At 61.4% G+C, this 15,258-nt stretch carries 9 protein-coding genes; 7 read left to right on the top strand and 2 right to left on the bottom strand.

All coding sequences use genetic code 11. From position 1 onward, the window contains the following. Positions 1-5 precede the first annotated feature (5 nt). The 5 genes from C7I87_RS23795 to C7I87_RS23775 all read left to right on the top strand — a co-directional run bounded on the left by C7I87_RS23795 (position 6) and on the right by C7I87_RS23775 (position 6,586). Positions 6-332, top strand: coding sequence for a DUF736 domain-containing protein (locus tag C7I87_RS23795; protein ID WP_149906488.1), 327 nt, complete (start codon positions 6-8; stop codon positions 330-332). Further along, complete coding sequence (locus tag C7I87_RS23790; RefSeq protein ID WP_246696381.1) at positions 296-1,429, top strand: lytic transglycosylase domain-containing protein; 1,134 nt, start codon at positions 296-298, stop codon at positions 1,427-1,429. Before C7I87_RS23795 ends, C7I87_RS23790 begins: the two co-directional genes overlap by 37 nt. A gap of 246 nt (positions 1,430-1,675) precedes the next feature. Further along, positions 1,676-3,412 carry a relaxase/mobilization nuclease domain-containing protein gene (locus tag C7I87_RS23785; RefSeq protein ID WP_149906487.1) on the top strand — a complete coding sequence of 579 codons (1,737 nt, stop codon included), beginning with the start codon at positions 1,676-1,678 and terminating at the stop codon, positions 3,410-3,412. Between the two features lie 302 nt (positions 3,413-3,714). After that, positions 3,715-5,208, top strand: coding sequence for a M16 family metallopeptidase (locus tag C7I87_RS23780; protein WP_246696380.1), 1,494 nt, complete (start codon positions 3,715-3,717; stop codon positions 5,206-5,208). A gap of 1 nt (position 5,209) precedes the next feature. Further along, positions 5,210-6,586, top strand: coding sequence for a M16 family metallopeptidase (locus tag C7I87_RS23775; protein WP_373424755.1), 1,377 nt, complete (start codon positions 5,210-5,212; stop codon positions 6,584-6,586). Between the two features lie 1,039 nt (positions 6,587-7,625). On the opposite strand, the gene C7I87_RS23765 is transcribed toward C7I87_RS23775, so the two are convergent. Together C7I87_RS23765 and C7I87_RS23760 are read right to left on the bottom strand one after the other, a co-directional pair. Next, positions 7,626-8,981, bottom strand: coding sequence for a sigma-54-dependent transcriptional regulator (locus C7I87_RS23765; RefSeq protein WP_149906486.1), 1,356 nt, complete (start codon positions 8,979-8,981; stop codon positions 7,626-7,628). Between the two features lie 6 nt (positions 8,982-8,987). Further along, on the bottom strand, positions 8,988-10,859 hold the full coding sequence (locus C7I87_RS23760; RefSeq protein ID WP_149906621.1) for a sensor histidine kinase: 1,872 nt from the start codon (positions 10,857-10,859) through the stop codon (positions 8,988-8,990). A gap of 219 nt (positions 10,860-11,078) precedes the next feature. Here C7I87_RS23760 and C7I87_RS23755 point away from each other — a divergent pair, with 219 nt between their 5' ends. Both C7I87_RS23755 and C7I87_RS23750 read left to right on the top strand, forming a co-directional pair. Continuing rightward, positions 11,079-12,473 (top strand): dicarboxylate/amino acid:cation symporter, encoded by a 1,395-nt coding sequence (locus tag C7I87_RS23755; RefSeq protein ID WP_149906485.1) that lies wholly within the window; start codon positions 11,079-11,081, stop codon positions 12,471-12,473. Between the two features lie 694 nt (positions 12,474-13,167). After that, a complete protein-coding gene (locus tag C7I87_RS23750; protein WP_373424754.1) occupies positions 13,168-15,000 on the top strand; it encodes a potassium transporter Kup in 1,833 nt (610 codons plus the stop codon). The last annotated feature ends 258 nt before the right edge of the window (positions 15,001-15,258 follow it).

The raw sequence follows: 15,258 nt of genomic DNA, 5'->3' as shown, positions 1-15,258 counted from the left end.
ATCAAATGAGTCAGATCGGTACCTTCACCCGCAACGATGACGGCTTCTTCGGCAACATCTGCACGCTGACGATTGATGCCAAGCTCGCCATCCTGCCTGTCGAGAAATCGGATGCCGAGAATGCACCGGAACACCGCATCTATTGCGACGGCGTCGAGATCGGCGCGGCATGGGACCGTACCGGGGAGAAGGCAGGCGCCTATCTCTCGGTGCTCATCGATGATCCGTGCTTCGCGCAGCCAATACGCGCCAACCTGTTCCAGGTCCCCACGGAAAAGGACGTCTGGAATCTGCATTGGAGCCGGCCGTCGAAGCGCGAAGAGAGAGCCTGAGTTCGATGTTTCGATCGCGCACTATCGATCTTACCGTGGCAAACCCTTTGATCGATCGAATGCCGGTCAAACCCTTCGACCCGATCGCCTGTCAGGCGGCCGTCGCGCGCAGCGAAGGTCAAGGGCGGCCGAACGGTCCTCCATCGACTGAGGCGCTGCTTGCGCCGCAGTCTTGCATGAGAAGCATGGTCGGTCGGCGAAGCCTCGCCCTTGACGGAAGCGAGCACGGCGGCAGTCTCTCGGCGGGTCGGGACTGTGGTCCACGCGTCACTCTTCGCCTGTGCATGACGACGCTCTCGGCATGCGCGCTGTTCATGTTTGTCTCTGCGTCCGGCGCCGCAGAAGCACCGTCATCATCCCTGCTACAATCCTGCGCGGGGAGAGCGGTCGGAACCAGCGGCAAGTGGTCCGCTTACATCTGTGAAGCCGCGAAACGATATGATCTCCCCGAGCGCTTGATACGCGCAGTGATGCATGTCGAGAGCGATGCCGATGTGCGTGCTCTTTCGCCCAAGGGTGCCATGGGCTTGATGCAGATCATGCCCACCACCTGGGAAGAACTGCGCATCAAACATGGTCTAGGGACCAATCCATTCGATCCGCGAGACAACATTCTGGCTGGCGCCGCGTATCTTCGTGAGATGCTCGATCGTTTCGGTCCGAAGGGATTTCTCGCCGCCTACAATGCTGGACCACAACGCTATTGGGAACATCTTTCCGAGCGGCGCCCCCTGCCACGCGAGACGATCGACTACGTCGCAAAGCTTGTCCCGCTGATCAAAGGAGACGTTAAGATTTCGCCTCGCTCACAGGGGTTGGCAAGCAGGTCGAGCGCAGATCGTTCGCAGTTTTTAGAGCACGGCGTTGCTCGGATAAATGATGTCGGATGGCGGGGCCAAAGAGGTTTCGATTCCGTCGACCAAACGATGTTCGCGAAGAACCGTTCAGTCGCACTGCCTCCACAGATCGATCCGACCGTGAGCGATCTCACAGCGCTTGAGCCGATGCCGGATGTTGGTTTTGAAGGTGCTCGTCCTGCACCGAAGTCAGCGGACAACAGCCTCTTCATCCCACGATCTGCCTCTTCATCGCGATGAGCGCTGGATTTCGCCGAAATCGGGTCCTGGCCTGCTTTGTCGCGGAATGGGCGGCGGAAGTGCTGGCGACAGGGGAAGTCGGGGAGGGATGGCAAGATAAAAGGCCGCGATGTGCGGCTCGGTCGGTCGGTTGGTTTGATTGGCTTTTCTCGCGCTTTGCGCACATCGCCAGAAATCCCCGCACATCGCGCAAATTGACTTTCTGAAACGGTTTCAGCGTGGTTCGCACATCGCGGGTGAAGTGTTGTGAGCGGTGACGATGATTTCCGCGTGCGGCCCGGACGTATCCGCTCACGCCACAGCCAAAGGGTACGGCCCTTCATCGCCCAAGCGCTCGCCGCTGCGCAGAAAGCTGGGGGGAGGATTTGTCACGATGGCAGAATCACCAACGGGCGCGGCTCATCTTTTGGACGCGGCCGGGTGGCGAGCATCCGTGCCAATCGCTTCATCACCAGCCGCTCTCGTTCCTGCACGGTCAAGGCGCTCGTGGTCCGTCACAAGCGACAGAATGGCCCACTTGCCCGACACCTCAATTATCTGCGTCGTGAAGGGGTCACTCGCGACGGCGAGAAGGCGCGCATGTTTGGTCTCGAAACCGACGATGCCGACGTCAAGGATTTCGCAGACCGCTGCGCGAATGACCGACACCATTTTCGCTTCATCGTCTCGCCCCAAGACGCGATCGACATGGCCGACCTCAAGGCCTTCACTCGCGACCTGATGGGGCAGGCTGAAAAGGACCTTGGCACCAAGCTGGATTGGCTGGCCGTAGATCATTGGAACACCGACAATCCCCACATTCACATCATCCTGCGCGGCAGAGCTGAGGACGGTCAGGATCTCGTCATCTCCCGCGACTACATCAAAAATGGGATGCGTAATCGTGCACAGGACCTGATCACTCAGGAGCTTGGCCTAAGGACCGATCGTGAAATTCTTCGCACATACCATCAACAGATTGAGGCAGAACGCTGGACGGAACTCGACCGCCAGCTTGTTCGTGAAGTCGACAAGTACGGCATCGTCGACTCCGCGCCTATCGGGGGCCGAAAGCCTGATGAGTATCTCGCGATGAAAGTCGGCCGCTTGCGGAAGTTGGAAAGCCTCGGCCTCGCGCACCCGATCGGTGCAGGCCAGTGGACCTTGGGCGGCGAAGCCGAAGCCACCCTGCGAGCGCTTGGCGAGCGCAACGACATCATCAAGCGGATGCATCGCACGCTGGCCGAGCATGGGCTCGACAGAGGCGCTGCCGAGCAAGTTCTTGCGGGCGAGGCGAGCGACGCCCCGATCATCGGAAAGCTCATGGAACGAGGCCTCGATGACGAGTTGCGCGCATCTGCTTACGCAATCGTCGACGGAACCGATGGCCGCACTCATTACATCCGCTTTCAAAATATCGATGCCACCGGAGACTCCGCACCAGGTTCGATCGTCGAGCTTCGGCGCTACGAAGACGGGAACGGCCGGAGCCGCGTCGCCCTTGCCGTCCGTTCGGATCTTTCGATCGAAGAACAGGTCAGCGCTGACGGCGCGACTTGGCTCGACCGACAACTCGCGCATGGGCCAACCAATTTAGGCGAGGGCGGATTTGCACAGCAGGTCAAACAGGCACTGGAGGACCGCACCCAGCACCTTGTTGAGAAAGGCTTCGCGCGGCGTGAGGCTGACCGTGTCATACTTGCGCGCAACCTGATTGCAGCGCTTCGCGCTCGCGAGGTCGAGGCACTCGGTGAGCAATTGGCCGCCGGGACAGGTCTGCCCTTCACGAAGGCTACTGAGGGCGACCAAATTGCTGGTACCTACCGGCGGCGCTTCTCTCTTGCCTCAGGCCGCTTCGCGATGATCGATGACGGGCTCGGCTTCAAGCTCGTGCCCTGGTCACCTGCACTCGACAAACACCTCGGCAGTCACCTCGCTGGCGTCATGCGGGCCGGGGGTGGTGTGGATTGGGCTTTCGGCAGAAAACGAGGGCTAGGGCTGTGAGGGGGGCAAGTAAGCCGCTCGCCAACGCGCCCTGCTGCACGAGCGGTATAGCGGCAGCCATCGACGCGTTCTCCGAAGAGGCGGGTCGCCGCTCTGACACAAGGACACCGAACAATACTTCCTGTCCGGTTGGTCGCGTCCGCGACACGGTGGTGTTCGGTCGATCCCCTTTTACATCAGAAAAACCCGGTCTTGCGCTGTTGGCACGACGATTGAGTGTAACGCCTCGACCCCGCGCGCGGCCGTATCGGTTTTGTTTGTTTTTTCCATCGCGATTAATGTCAGGAATAAAGGTGACCAACATGTCGAAATCTGCATCGGAGAGATCATGCGCGCGCGAAGCCAGCGGTGGCTTTGGGGTCAGCCGCCTGCGATCTCGATATTGCCCAAAGACGCCGATCTGGTTCAAACAGCTCACGAAGCCAGCTTCGACATCGGCGCTTTACACCCTCCGCGCCTTGCTCTTCACAGCCGCCCTTGCGGTGGTCGGCCCCGCACTTGCTGCCGACAAGCCGCCGGCCGAGTTCAAGGAAACGGCTTTTCTGCTCGAGAATGGTATGGAAGTGGTCGTCATTCCCGACCATCGCGCGCCGATCGTCACCCATATGGTCTGGTACAAGGTCGGCAGCGCCGACGAGCCTCCGGGCAAATCCGGCATCGCTCATTTCTTCGAGCATCTGATGTTCAAGGCGACCGCCCATCATGAAGCCGGCGAGTTCGATCGCGCCGTCTCCGACATTGGCGGCTCCAACAACGCCTTCACCTCCTATGACTTTACCGCTTTCTACGAGACAGTGGCGCCTCCGGATCTCGAGCTGATGATGAGCTTCGAGGCCGACCGCATGCGCAACCTCATCCTCACCGACGACGTCGTCAAGACTGAGCGCGATGTGATCCTGGAGGAGCGCCGCTCGCGCATCGACAACAATCCGCAAGCCGTGCTTGACGAGGAGGTCGATGCCACACTGTGGCAGAACCAGCCCTATCGCATTCCGGTCATCGGCTGGATGCAGGAGATGCAGCAGCTGAACCGGACCGACGCCGTCGCCTTCTACTACAAATACTACCAGCCCAGCAACGCCGTGCTGATCGTGGCCGGCGATGTCGAGCCGGATGCAGTCAAGGCGCTGGCCGAAAAGACCTATGGCAAGGTGCCGCGCGGGCCGGATCGGCCGCCGCGTGTCCGCCCGGTCGAGCCGGAGCAGAACACCAAACGCACCGTCACGCTCTCCGACGCCCGCGTCAGCGTGCCCAATTTCTCCACCCAATGGGTGGTGCCGTCCTACGGCACCGCCAAGCCCGGCGAAGCCGAAGCGCTCGACCTGCTGGCCGAGATTCTCGGCGGCGGCAACCGCAGCCGGCTCTATCAGGAGCTGGTGGTCAGGCAAGGCATCGCTTCCAGCGCCGGCGCGAATTTCGAGGGCACCATGCTCGACGACACCAATTTCACCGTCTATGGCGCGCCGCGCGGCGACGCCAAGCTGGCCGATGTCGAGGCTGCGGTCGATGCCGAGGTGGCGCGCATCGTGAGCGACGGCGTGACCCCCGACGAGCTCGAGAAAGCCAAGGACCGCTATGTCAGGTCGAGGATCCTTGGCCGCGACAACCAGAATTCGATGGCCGACATCTATGGTTCGACGCTCGCCACCGGCGGCAATGTGCAGGACGTGCAGCAATGGCCGGACCGCATCCGCAAGGTCACGACCGACGAGGTCAAGGCCGTCGCCGCGCGCTATCTGGTGCTGGACCGCTCGACCACCGGCTATCTCTTACCACAAGTCAAGGCGGAGAATTGATATGATGACCAGTGAATATCTCTGCGGTTTCTCGTCTCCCGCAAAAGCAGAGGGGAAGGGCTTGCGCACTTTCGCGACCCTATTCCTCTCCATCCTCTTCCTGGTCCTGCCGGCGCTTGCCGCCCGCGCCACGGAAATCCAGTCCGTCACCTCGCCGAAGGGCGTCACGGCCTGGCTGGTGGAGGACTATTCCGTGCCGGTCGTCGCCGTCAGTTTCGCTTTCGGCGGCGGTTCGACGCAGGATCCGCGGGGCAAGGAAGGCCTGGCCAATCTGATGACCGGCCTGTTGACTGAGGGCGCTGGCCCGCTCGACTCGGAAGCCTTCCAGATCAAGCTCGACGACGCCGGCGTCGAGATGAGCTACCGGCAGACCCTCGACAGCATCCACGGCTCGGTGCGCATGCTGGCCGAACAGCGCGACGAGGCATTCGACCTGTTGCGGCTGGCGGTCAACGAGCCGCGCTTCGATCAGGCGCCGATCGACCGCGTCCGCGCCCAGGTCCTGTCGGGCATCATCGCCAACGAAAATGATCCCCGCTCGGTGGCGCAGAACCAATGGGCTCGCACCCTCTATGGCGATCATCCTTATTCGCGCTCCGACCAGGGTACGACGCAGAGCATCGCCGCCATCACCCAGGATGATCTGAAGGCCCTGCACAAGGCAGTTTTCGCACGCGGTGGCCTCCATATCGCGGTCGTCGGAGCCATCGACCCGGAAACCCTTAAGAAAAAGCTGGATTTGGTGTTCGGTGGCCTGCCGCAAAACCAGGCGGTTGCCCCTGTCGCCGATATCGAACCCAAGCTGGCACAGCATGTTGAGGTCGACTACGACCTGCCGCAGACCGCGCTGAAACTCGCCTGGCCCGGCGTGAAGCGCAAGGCCGCCGATTTCTTCCCAGCGGTGCTGCTGAACGAGATTCTCGGCGGGCCCATGACCTCGCGCCTATGGCAGGAAGTGCGCGAAATGCGCGGGCTGGCCTACAGCGTTAATTCCTCGCTGATCAACCAGGACCATGCCGACGCCCTGATCGTAACCACCGCCACACGCTCGGACCGCACCAAAGAGACGCTTGGTATTGTGCGGGGCGTGGTCAAGCGGCTGGCCGAGGATGGTCCAACCGAGGCCGAACTGGTGGCGACCAAGAAACATCTGATCGGCTCATATGCCATCAGAAATCTGGTTTCATCGGGTTCCATCGCTGCGACCTTGGTCGAGCTGCAGCTCGACGATCTCGGCATCGACCACATGCAGCGCCGCGCCGGCCTCATCAACGCGGTGACGCTCGATCAGGTCAAGGCGGCTGCAAAGAAGCTGTTGTCGACCGAACCGACCATCATGGTGGTCGGGCCGCCGCTGGCGGGAGCCCGCAAGGGATGAGCCCGACGTTCGGCATCGCTTTCGGCGGCAGCGCGCGAGGGTTGGGCATCAGGCCGGTGGCGATCGCCAGCTCGTCGATTCTGCGCCGGGCATGGCTTCGGGCATGATCGGCAAGGACATCCGCGCCTGTGCCCGCTCGATCCTCGGCCGGCGCGGGAAGCTGCCCGCCTGTTGGCAAATGGTTGCCAATCGGGCATCTCGGCGGCAACGGCGAAGACTGTAGCTTCCAGACCTCTAAGGATGCTTTGAAGAAGGGGCCGGCAAGGCTGGGCGTCTAACCGCCCAGCCTGCTTTGGCAAACAGCTCCTGCGGATCGCGCCCAGCAAGCAACCGGTCCCAGTAATTCCTTCTCGATAGCCACGCGATGATCTCCTTTCCACCATCATGACCTCACGCACGTAAATCCTGATAGTGCCCAGCGGAAGGAGTTTGCGGCCTCCCCAATAGCCCCAAGTGCCCGGGCTCGGTGGCGTCGCCCCGATCGGTCTTGGACCCCACCGGCAGGCCTGTTAAAGGCACGCGTATGCTGCGGGTTCATCTGACCAAACGACGGTCTTTGCCCTCGGCTTGCGCTCGCGCAGCCGGACTTCACAGCTGAACAGATGCCCGAGATTTACGCCGCGCCGCGTCGATTCCGCTCTCCAGAGGTGCAGGGCGAAAAACCCGCACCTCTAAGGGAGGAGCGGGCATGTTGCCTGGGCGCTTGTGGCGCCGCGGTACTCGAAACATCACCGCAGGATTGAACCCTGCCGAATTACGGTAAACATAACATTAACGTACCGGGGGGGTCGGAGGCTATTCGAACCGGAACAGAATGGGATGGGATGGCCGCGCCTGACCAGCGACCCAGACGCTGAAAGATGGAGCCCGACAGGAGAATTATCAACTCGCATCGTGACTGCATGAATCGACGCGCGACGGAGCACGGCACGTGGAGCGATTCAGCGACCCTCCGACGATTTTTTCAGCCTCGACCGAACTGCCGCCTGCCTTTCTCGCGTGCATCCAGCGCCTTTGCATCGAGTTCGGAGATCCCTGACTATTTGGAAAAATCGCCGCGTACGATGCCGTGCCGCTGCAGCTTGTCATAAAAGGTCTTGCGCGGAATACCCAGTGCCTCGACCGTGCGCCTGACATCGCCGCCATTGCGGCCGAGCGTCTCGCGAATGATGTCGGCCTCATAGCGTTCCAGGCGCTCGGGCAAGGGCATGGCGGTGTCCCGATCGGCCGGCCGGAGACAAGAGCTGCCACCGATCTCCTCCAACCCGAGCACGAAGCGCTCGGCAAAATGCGCGAGTTCGCGAACGTTGCCGGGCCAATCGTGTTCCCGGAGATGGCGCTGGACGGCGACTGGCACGGCGGGTACCGGGCGATGAAAGCGGGTTGCGGCACGCTCTGCGAAGTAGCCGAACAGAAGAGCAATATCATCGCGGCGCTCGCGCAGCGGCGGAATGGAAACTGTGACCACGTTGAGCCGGTAATAGAGATCCTCCCGGAAATCGCCGCGCTGGCGTGGGTCGCCGAGATCGATCTTGGCGGCGGCGACGACGCGCAGATCCACTGGCCTCAGGTCATTGGTGCCGAGCGGCATGACCTCGCGCATTTCCAACACCCGCAACATACGCACCTGTGTCGAGGTCGGCATGCTTTCGATCTCGTCGAGGAATAGCGTGCCGCCGCTCGAATGCTCGACGCGGCCGATCCGCCTCTTTTGCGCGCCGGTGAAAGCGCCAGCCTCATGGCCGAACAACTCGCTTTCGATCACCGACTCCGGAAGCGTGCCGCAATTGAGCGCGACGAAATTGCCCTTGGCGCGGCGGCTCCAGCGGTGCAGCAGGCCGGCCACCACCTCCTTGCCGGAGCCGGTCTCGCCGGTCACCAGCACGTCGACGTCGGTGTCTGCAATTTGTCGCAAGGTGCGGCGCAGCCTTTCCATCGCCGGCGTCTGGCCGATGAGCGGCAGGCTGTCCTGCGCCAGTTCGCCCGCGTCGCGCAAGGCCCGGTTCTCCATGGTCAGGCGGCGTTTCTCCGCTGCCCGCTGGACACTCTGTGCCAGTCCATCAGCGGCGAACGGCTTTGTGATGAAGTCGTAGGCGCCGTCCTTGATGGCCTTGACCGCCATTGCGACGTCCCCATGGCCGGTGATGAGGATGACCGGGATGTCCGGATCGAGCAGTAGGATGCGGTCGAAAAGCTGCAGTCCATCGATACCGGGCATGCGGATATCGGATACCACCACACCGGCAAAATCGGAATCGATGGCGGCCAGGGCCTTCGACGCCATCGAAAAAGCCGATACCGAAAATCCGGCAAGCTCAAGCGTCTGGGCGGTGGCTTGCAGTAGGTCACGGTCGTCATCGATCAGGATGACCGGTGCTGCACTCTGGTGCGTCATGCTGGACTACGCTGCCTTCAAGAGATGGATGGTGAAACATGTGCCGCTGTCGCCGCTCGCCACCTCAATGCGACCCCCATAGTCGGCGACGATGTCCTTCGAGATCACCAAGCCGAGGCCCAGGCCGGTTTCCTTCGAAGTGTTGAACGGCGTGAATAGCGAATTTAGGATGGCCGGCGGAATGCCGGGCCCATTGTCCAATACGCTGAGCGCCACGCCATCAGGCGTTTCTTCGATCGAAACCTCCACCTTGGGGTGGTCGCAGCCGTCAAGCGCTTCCAGCGCATTCTGGACGAGATTGATTAGTACCTGTTCGAGCCGGACCCGGTTTCCCATGACCTTGAAGGGCGCGGGCGAGGGCTCGATGACAAGCGCGTCGAGCCGACCGGCAAAACGGCTTCGTAGCAGGACTACTGCACTCTCAATGATGCCGCGCAATTCGACCGGCGCAGCGGCGGTGCGGCCTTTGCGGGCGAAAGCCTTCAATTCCTCGGTGATCGAGCCGATGCGCTCCGTCAGCGCCGCTATGGCGCCCAGGTTCTCCTCTGCCGGAGCGGTCTGCTTGCGCTTCAGGAAGGTACGGGCATTGTCAGCATAGGCCCGGATGGTGGCGACCGGCTGGTTAATCTCATGCGCAACGCCGGCCGCGACCTGGCCAAGGATGGCCAGTCGATTTGCCTGGACCAGTTCCTGATGAACCACCTGGAGTTTGGCCTCAGTGCTGCGGTGACCGATGATCTCGGACTGCAGCCGATCGCGGGCGCGGCTTAGATCCTCGGTCCGCTCCGCGACGCGGCGTTCGAGCTCTGAGCGCGCCGCCTGCTCGATAGCGATCCGCATCTGCGCCGACTGCCGGCGCCAAAGCAAATAGGCAGCCAAGCTCAAAAGCGGAAGCACGAGGCTAAGTGCCAGAAGCCGCATGCCACGGACAGCAGCAGTGAGCGGCGCTTCCGCAGGTACGAGGTAGTCGAGCCGCCAGGGTGTGGTGGGGACCGGCGTCGAGAGGCGCAGATATTCCGCCTCGTTGCCACCTGGCGTGACGGCATGGACCATCCATGCATCCTTGCTCAACGCCTCGGAGCGTTTGATCGGCAAGGGTACAAGCGGCGCATGGCCGACCTGCTGGCTGTCGCGGATCGCGACAAGTTCGGGCCCGGCAAGAGCTCCTGTCGTCATGAAGCGCCACGATGGAATGCTGGTGACCAGCACGATACCATGTTCGTCGCTGACATAGGTCGGCCGATTCGCATCGCGCCAATTCGCCTCGAGCTGGTCGAATTCCATCTTGACGACGACGACGCCGAGCGGCGCTATGGCGCTGCCGACGCGTCGCGAAATGTAAAGGCCCGCACGCTTGCTGACATTGCCGAGCGCGAAGTATTCGGCTGTTCCGGTCTGCATCGCCCTAGAGAAGTAGGCGCGAAAGCCGTAGTCGCTGCCGACGAAGCTGTTCGGCTGGCGCCAGTTGCTGGACGCGACCGCCACACCATTGGCGCCCGTGACGTAGAGCACTGACGCCTTGGTGCCGGTGACCAACCCCTCAAGCTTGCGGTTCAGCGCGTCGATCGCGGCGGCGCCTCGCTGGGAAAGCGCGTCGTGCACCTGCTGGTCCTCCGAGAGCAGCAGCGGCAGCGCGCGTGGGTTTTCAAGAACAGCGCTCAGCAGCGCTACTTTCAGGTTGGCATCTGTGCGCCCTTGCGCCGCCAGCGCCTTGAGCTCGATGCCGCGAGCATAGAGGCCAGCGCTATAGAGCGCCGCCGCTACGATTACGAACCCGACAGCTGCGAACCCGAACCAGGCTCGGCCCGCACGCCTGCCGACTTGCTCGGGCGTCGAAGAGATATCGGCGGGGCGCTTCAGCATCGCCCATTTGTGCATAATTTCGCACAACGGACAATCCAGTTTATGCGGTCAGCCGCACTCTTTGCCCGGCGGCAAACATCGGCAATTAAAAATTATGACGTGAGATCATAGACTTAATGGTAGAAGACTGCGTCTGGCATGGCAGTTGCGAAGTCCGATTAAGCAGCCGCGAGGCTGTTGAGTTCAAGGTCCCGGGAGGTCGGGCTTGCCGATTGGGGCGCAACGGAGGATATCATGCAGACAGAAAACGCTCCCGCCGAGCCGGGCGGCAAGGTTCCCTTCTATCGTCATCTCTATGTACAGGTCCTGGTGGCGATCGCCGCGGGCATTGTTCTCGGTCACTTCTACCCCGAGACCGGTGCCGCGATGAAGCCGTTCGGCGACGCGTTCATCAAGCTGGTGAAGATGATCATCGCCCCGGTGATCTTCCTGACAGTAGCGACCGGCATTGCCGGCGTCTCCGACCTGCAGAAAGTCGGCCGCGTCGCTGGCAAAGCGATGAGCTATTTCCTGGTGTTCTCGACGCTAGCGCTGGTTGTCGGCCTCATCGTATCCAATGTTGTCCGGCCCGGCGCCGGCATGCATATCAACCCGGCAACGCTCGACGCGTCGAAGGTAATGGCCTTTACCGATAAGGCGCATGAGACGAGCATCGTCGCCTTCCTGATGAACATCATCCCCGACACGATCACCGGCGCCTTCGTGCAGGGCGACATATTGCAGGTGCTGTTCTTTTCGGTGCTGTTCGGCAGCGCGATGGGGCTCGTCGGTGACCGCGGCCGTCCGGTCCTCGATTTCCTGCAGGCGCTGACCGCACCAATCTTCCGCCTTGTCACCATCCTCATGAAGGCCGCACCCATCGGCGCCTTCGGTGCCATGTCCTTTACCATCGGCAAATACGGCATTGGCTCGATCGCTAATCTCGCCATGCTGATCGGCACGTTCTACGCGACCTCGCTGCTCTTCGTACTAGTGGTGCTGGGCGCGGTCGCCCGCTACAACGGTTTCTCGATCCTGGCGCTGATCCGCTACATCAAGGAAGAGTTGCTGCTGGTTCTCGGCACCTCGTCGTCAGAAGCGGCGCTGCCTGGCCTCATGGTCAAGATGGAGCGTGCCGGCTGCAAGCGCTCGGTGGTCGGCCTGGTTATCCCGACCGGCTACTCGTTCAATCTCGACGGCACCAACATCTATATGACGCTGGCGGCACTGTTTATCGCGCAGGCGACCGACACACCGCTTACCTTCGGCGACCAAATCCTTTTGCTTCTCGTCGCGATGCTGAGTTCGAAGGGTGCCGCCGGTATCACCGGTGCTGGTTTCGTCACGTTGGCGGCGACGCTGTCGGTCGTGCCCTCCGTGCCGGTTGCCGGCATGGCGCTGATTCTCGGCGTCGACCGCTTCATGTCGGAGTGCCGGGCGCTCACCAACCTCGTCGGCAATGCGGTCGCGACGATCGTAGTGGCGCGTTGGGAAAAGGAACTCGATCAGACGAAGCTCGCCGCCGCCATGGCCGGTGAATTGCCGGCCGAGACAGACCTGTCGCTGCCGCAAGTTCAGGATATCTCCGACTCGGCCAATGATCGACCACGGTTCTGGGGCAACGAGATGTATGAGGGCAAACCTCATTGAGACCATTCAGCCCGGGCGGATTTTGCAGCCGGCCGGGCCTGTCAGGTATTCGCACTGATCGAAAGCCGGGCGCGGAACAGTTGGCCGTCAACCTCGGCAACTGTGGAGATCAGGGTTCGAAGGGACATAGGACATCGAGGAATGACGGTCAGTAATATGCAGGACGCAAACCGGTTCGGTCCGCGCGGGCAAATCTCCGAAATGCTACATATGAAACCATGAAAATATTGACTTTCAGAAGTCGATTGTCGATATTGCCGCTAAATAACACTCAATAATTCGTGATATTATGCAAATGTTACTTTCGTTCGGCAGCTCAATGACCACAAAATTATTTAGTCTAACGGTGAAGCTTGTTATATTTAGTTCATAGGTTGAGATCGCTAATTTTGCTGGATGACGGGACAATCCACCGGTGATGTGCCGGTTGAGTTCAGCATGGCCGTCCCGATTAGCAATCTCCGGACGCCTCGGCCGATAGCGGCAGTGCAGCGGGTTCCTCCCTCCCTTGTTGCACCACCCAATCGGCCGAGGCTGCCTGTCGCAAGGACGCGCCTCGGAAATGCAGAATTGCGTTGGCCGTAGAGCACAGCACCCGTGGAGCATACGAATGGCGGTCGTGGATTCTGCCACCAATTGTGACGTTGAGGAACTAGCGGTACATCCCGGCTCAGCTCAAAGTACTGAGTTGTTGATGCTTGGCGCACTCGGTGTGGTCTACGGTGATATCGGGACGAGCCCAATCTATGCATTGCGCGAAGCGCTCCATGCCTCGTCGGGCGGCAACGTCGCTGACCGCACAGATATTCTCGGCGTGCTGTCGCTGATCATCTGGTCGCTGACCATTACCGTCACGGTAAAGTACATCATGTTCGTGCTGCGTGCTGATAACCGCGGCGAGGGCGGCGTGCTGTCGCTGATGGCGCTGGCCCGCGGCAGTTTTCCGAAGCGCTCGGCGGTGATTCTCGGCATCGGCATCGTCGGCGCCTCGCTGTTTTTCGGTGACGCGGTCATTACGCCGGCCATTTCGGTGCTTTCGGCGGTGGAGGGCATGAATGTCGTTACGCCCGCCTTCCAACCCTATGTCGTGCCGCTGACCCTGGTCGTTCTCGCCATACTGTTCGCGATACAACGCTTCGGCACCGGCGGTGTCGGGCTGGTGTTCGGGCCGGTAACCGCCCTGTGGTTCCTGGCTATCGGCTTCTCCGGCCTCAACCACATCATCGCCGATCCGGAAATCCTGTGGGCCGTCAGCCCCCATTATATCGTCGCTTTCCTGATCAATTCGCCCGAGGTCGCCTCCGTCACCATCGGCGCCGTCTTTCTTGCCGTCACCGGCGGCGAAGCACTGTATGCCGATCTCGGCCATTTCGGCCGCAAGCCCATGGTGCTTGCCTGGCTCTCGATCGTGTTCCCCTGTCTGCTCTTGAATTATGCCGGGCAGGGCGCCTTCATCCTGGCGAATGGCGGCGTGGTCGGCCATCCGTTCTTCGAGATGAACGAGGGGTGGACGCTGATCCCGATGGTGGTGCTGGCGACAGCGGCTACCGTGATCGCCAGCCAGGCGGTCATCTCGGGGGCTTTTTCTCTGACCCGCCAGGCGGTGCAGCTCAACATGCTGCCGCGGCTCGAAATCCTGCACACATCGGAGAAACAACCCGGCCAGATCTACATGCCGCGCGTCAACCTGCTGCTGGCGTTGGCGGTGGTGATTCTGGTCGTCGGCTTCGGCGAGTCCAGCAAGCTGGCTTCCGCCTATGGTATCTCAGTCACCGGCAACATGCTGGTGACGACGGTGCTGCTCTACGTGGTCATGACCCGGATCTGGAAGTGGAAGCTGTCGGTGGCGATCCCGCTGACCGTGCTGTTTGCCTTCATCGATATCGTCTTCTTCGCCTCCAACATCGTCAAGGTGTTCGAAGGTGGCTGGGCTTCGCTGGTGGTGGCTTTCACCATCGTGCTGGGCATGTGGACCTGGGTGCGTGGCAGTCGCTATCTTTTCGACAAGACCCGCCGCAACGAAATCCCGCTCGATTTCCTCGCCGGCAATCTGTTGAAGAAAAAGCCGCAGCTGGTGTCGGGCACGGCCGTGTTCCTGACCAGCGATCCGCTCAGCGCGCCGACCGCGCTGATGCACAGCCTCAAGCACTACAAGGTGCTGCACGAGCAGAACGTCATCCTTTCGGTGGTGACGGCGCCGCAGCCCGTCGTGCCCGACAGCGAGCGGGTCAAGATGGAGACGGTCAACGAGCTGTTCATGCGGGTGACTCTGACCTTCGGCTACATGGAACAGCCCAACATCCCGCGCGCGCTGGCGATCTGCCGCAAGCAGGGCTTGAAGTTCGACATCATGACGACATCCTTCTTCCTGTCGCGGCGCTCGCTCAAGGCTTCGCCCAATTCCGGCATGCCGGTATGGCAGGACCGGCTATTCATCGGCCTGGCGCGCACGGCGGCTGATGCGACCGAATATTTCCAGATCCCGACGAGCCGCGTGGTAGAAATCGGCACACAGGTGGTTGTCTAGCTCTCGCCTACATCGGCCCATCACCGTCCGTGCCAGGCACTTGCACGGCATGACCGACGCGACCGCCAGCATGGGAGTGAACGAAACGTCCGCTTCGCGCTCGGCCTGCTCTTCTGCGAAGGAAGGCCACCTGCCCGGTCCGCCGCCAGCGACGAGCACAGCAACACTCACTGCAGCATGGCTCCGCAAAAAGGGGATGCAAGACACTCCGCTGTCAAGCTCGATGACAATCGAACGCAAGACCGTCACCGTTCGGCG

The organism is Mesorhizobium sp. SARCC-RB16n, from assembly GCF_008520305.1.
GTDB lineage: Bacteria > Pseudomonadota > Alphaproteobacteria > Rhizobiales > Rhizobiaceae > Mesorhizobium.
This window is presented reverse-complemented; position numbering and strand designations above follow the sequence as displayed.

Excerpts from the sequence above, each read along its gene's own strand:
- C7I87_RS23795 (WP_149906488.1), top strand. The coding sequence starts at position 6 with ATGAGTCAGATCGGTACCTTCACCCGCAACGATGACGGCTTCTTCGGC.
- C7I87_RS23780 (WP_246696380.1), top strand. The coding sequence starts at position 3,715 with ATGTCGAAATCTGCATCGGAGAGATCATGCGCGCGCGAAGCCAGCGGT.
- C7I87_RS23775 (WP_373424755.1), top strand. The coding sequence starts at position 5,210 with ATGATGACCAGTGAATATCTCTGCGGTTTCTCGTCTCCCGCAAAAGCA.
- C7I87_RS23765 (WP_149906486.1), bottom strand. The coding sequence starts at position 8,981 with ATGACGCACCAGAGTGCAGCACCGGTCATCCTGATCGATGACGACCGT.
- C7I87_RS23760 (WP_149906621.1), bottom strand. The coding sequence starts at position 10,859 with ATGCACAAATGGGCGATGCTGAAGCGCCCCGCCGATATCTCTTCGACG.
- C7I87_RS23755 (WP_149906485.1), top strand. The coding sequence starts at position 11,079 with ATGCAGACAGAAAACGCTCCCGCCGAGCCGGGCGGCAAGGTTCCCTTC.
- C7I87_RS23750 (WP_373424754.1), top strand. The coding sequence starts at position 13,168 with ATGCTTGGCGCACTCGGTGTGGTCTACGGTGATATCGGGACGAGCCCA.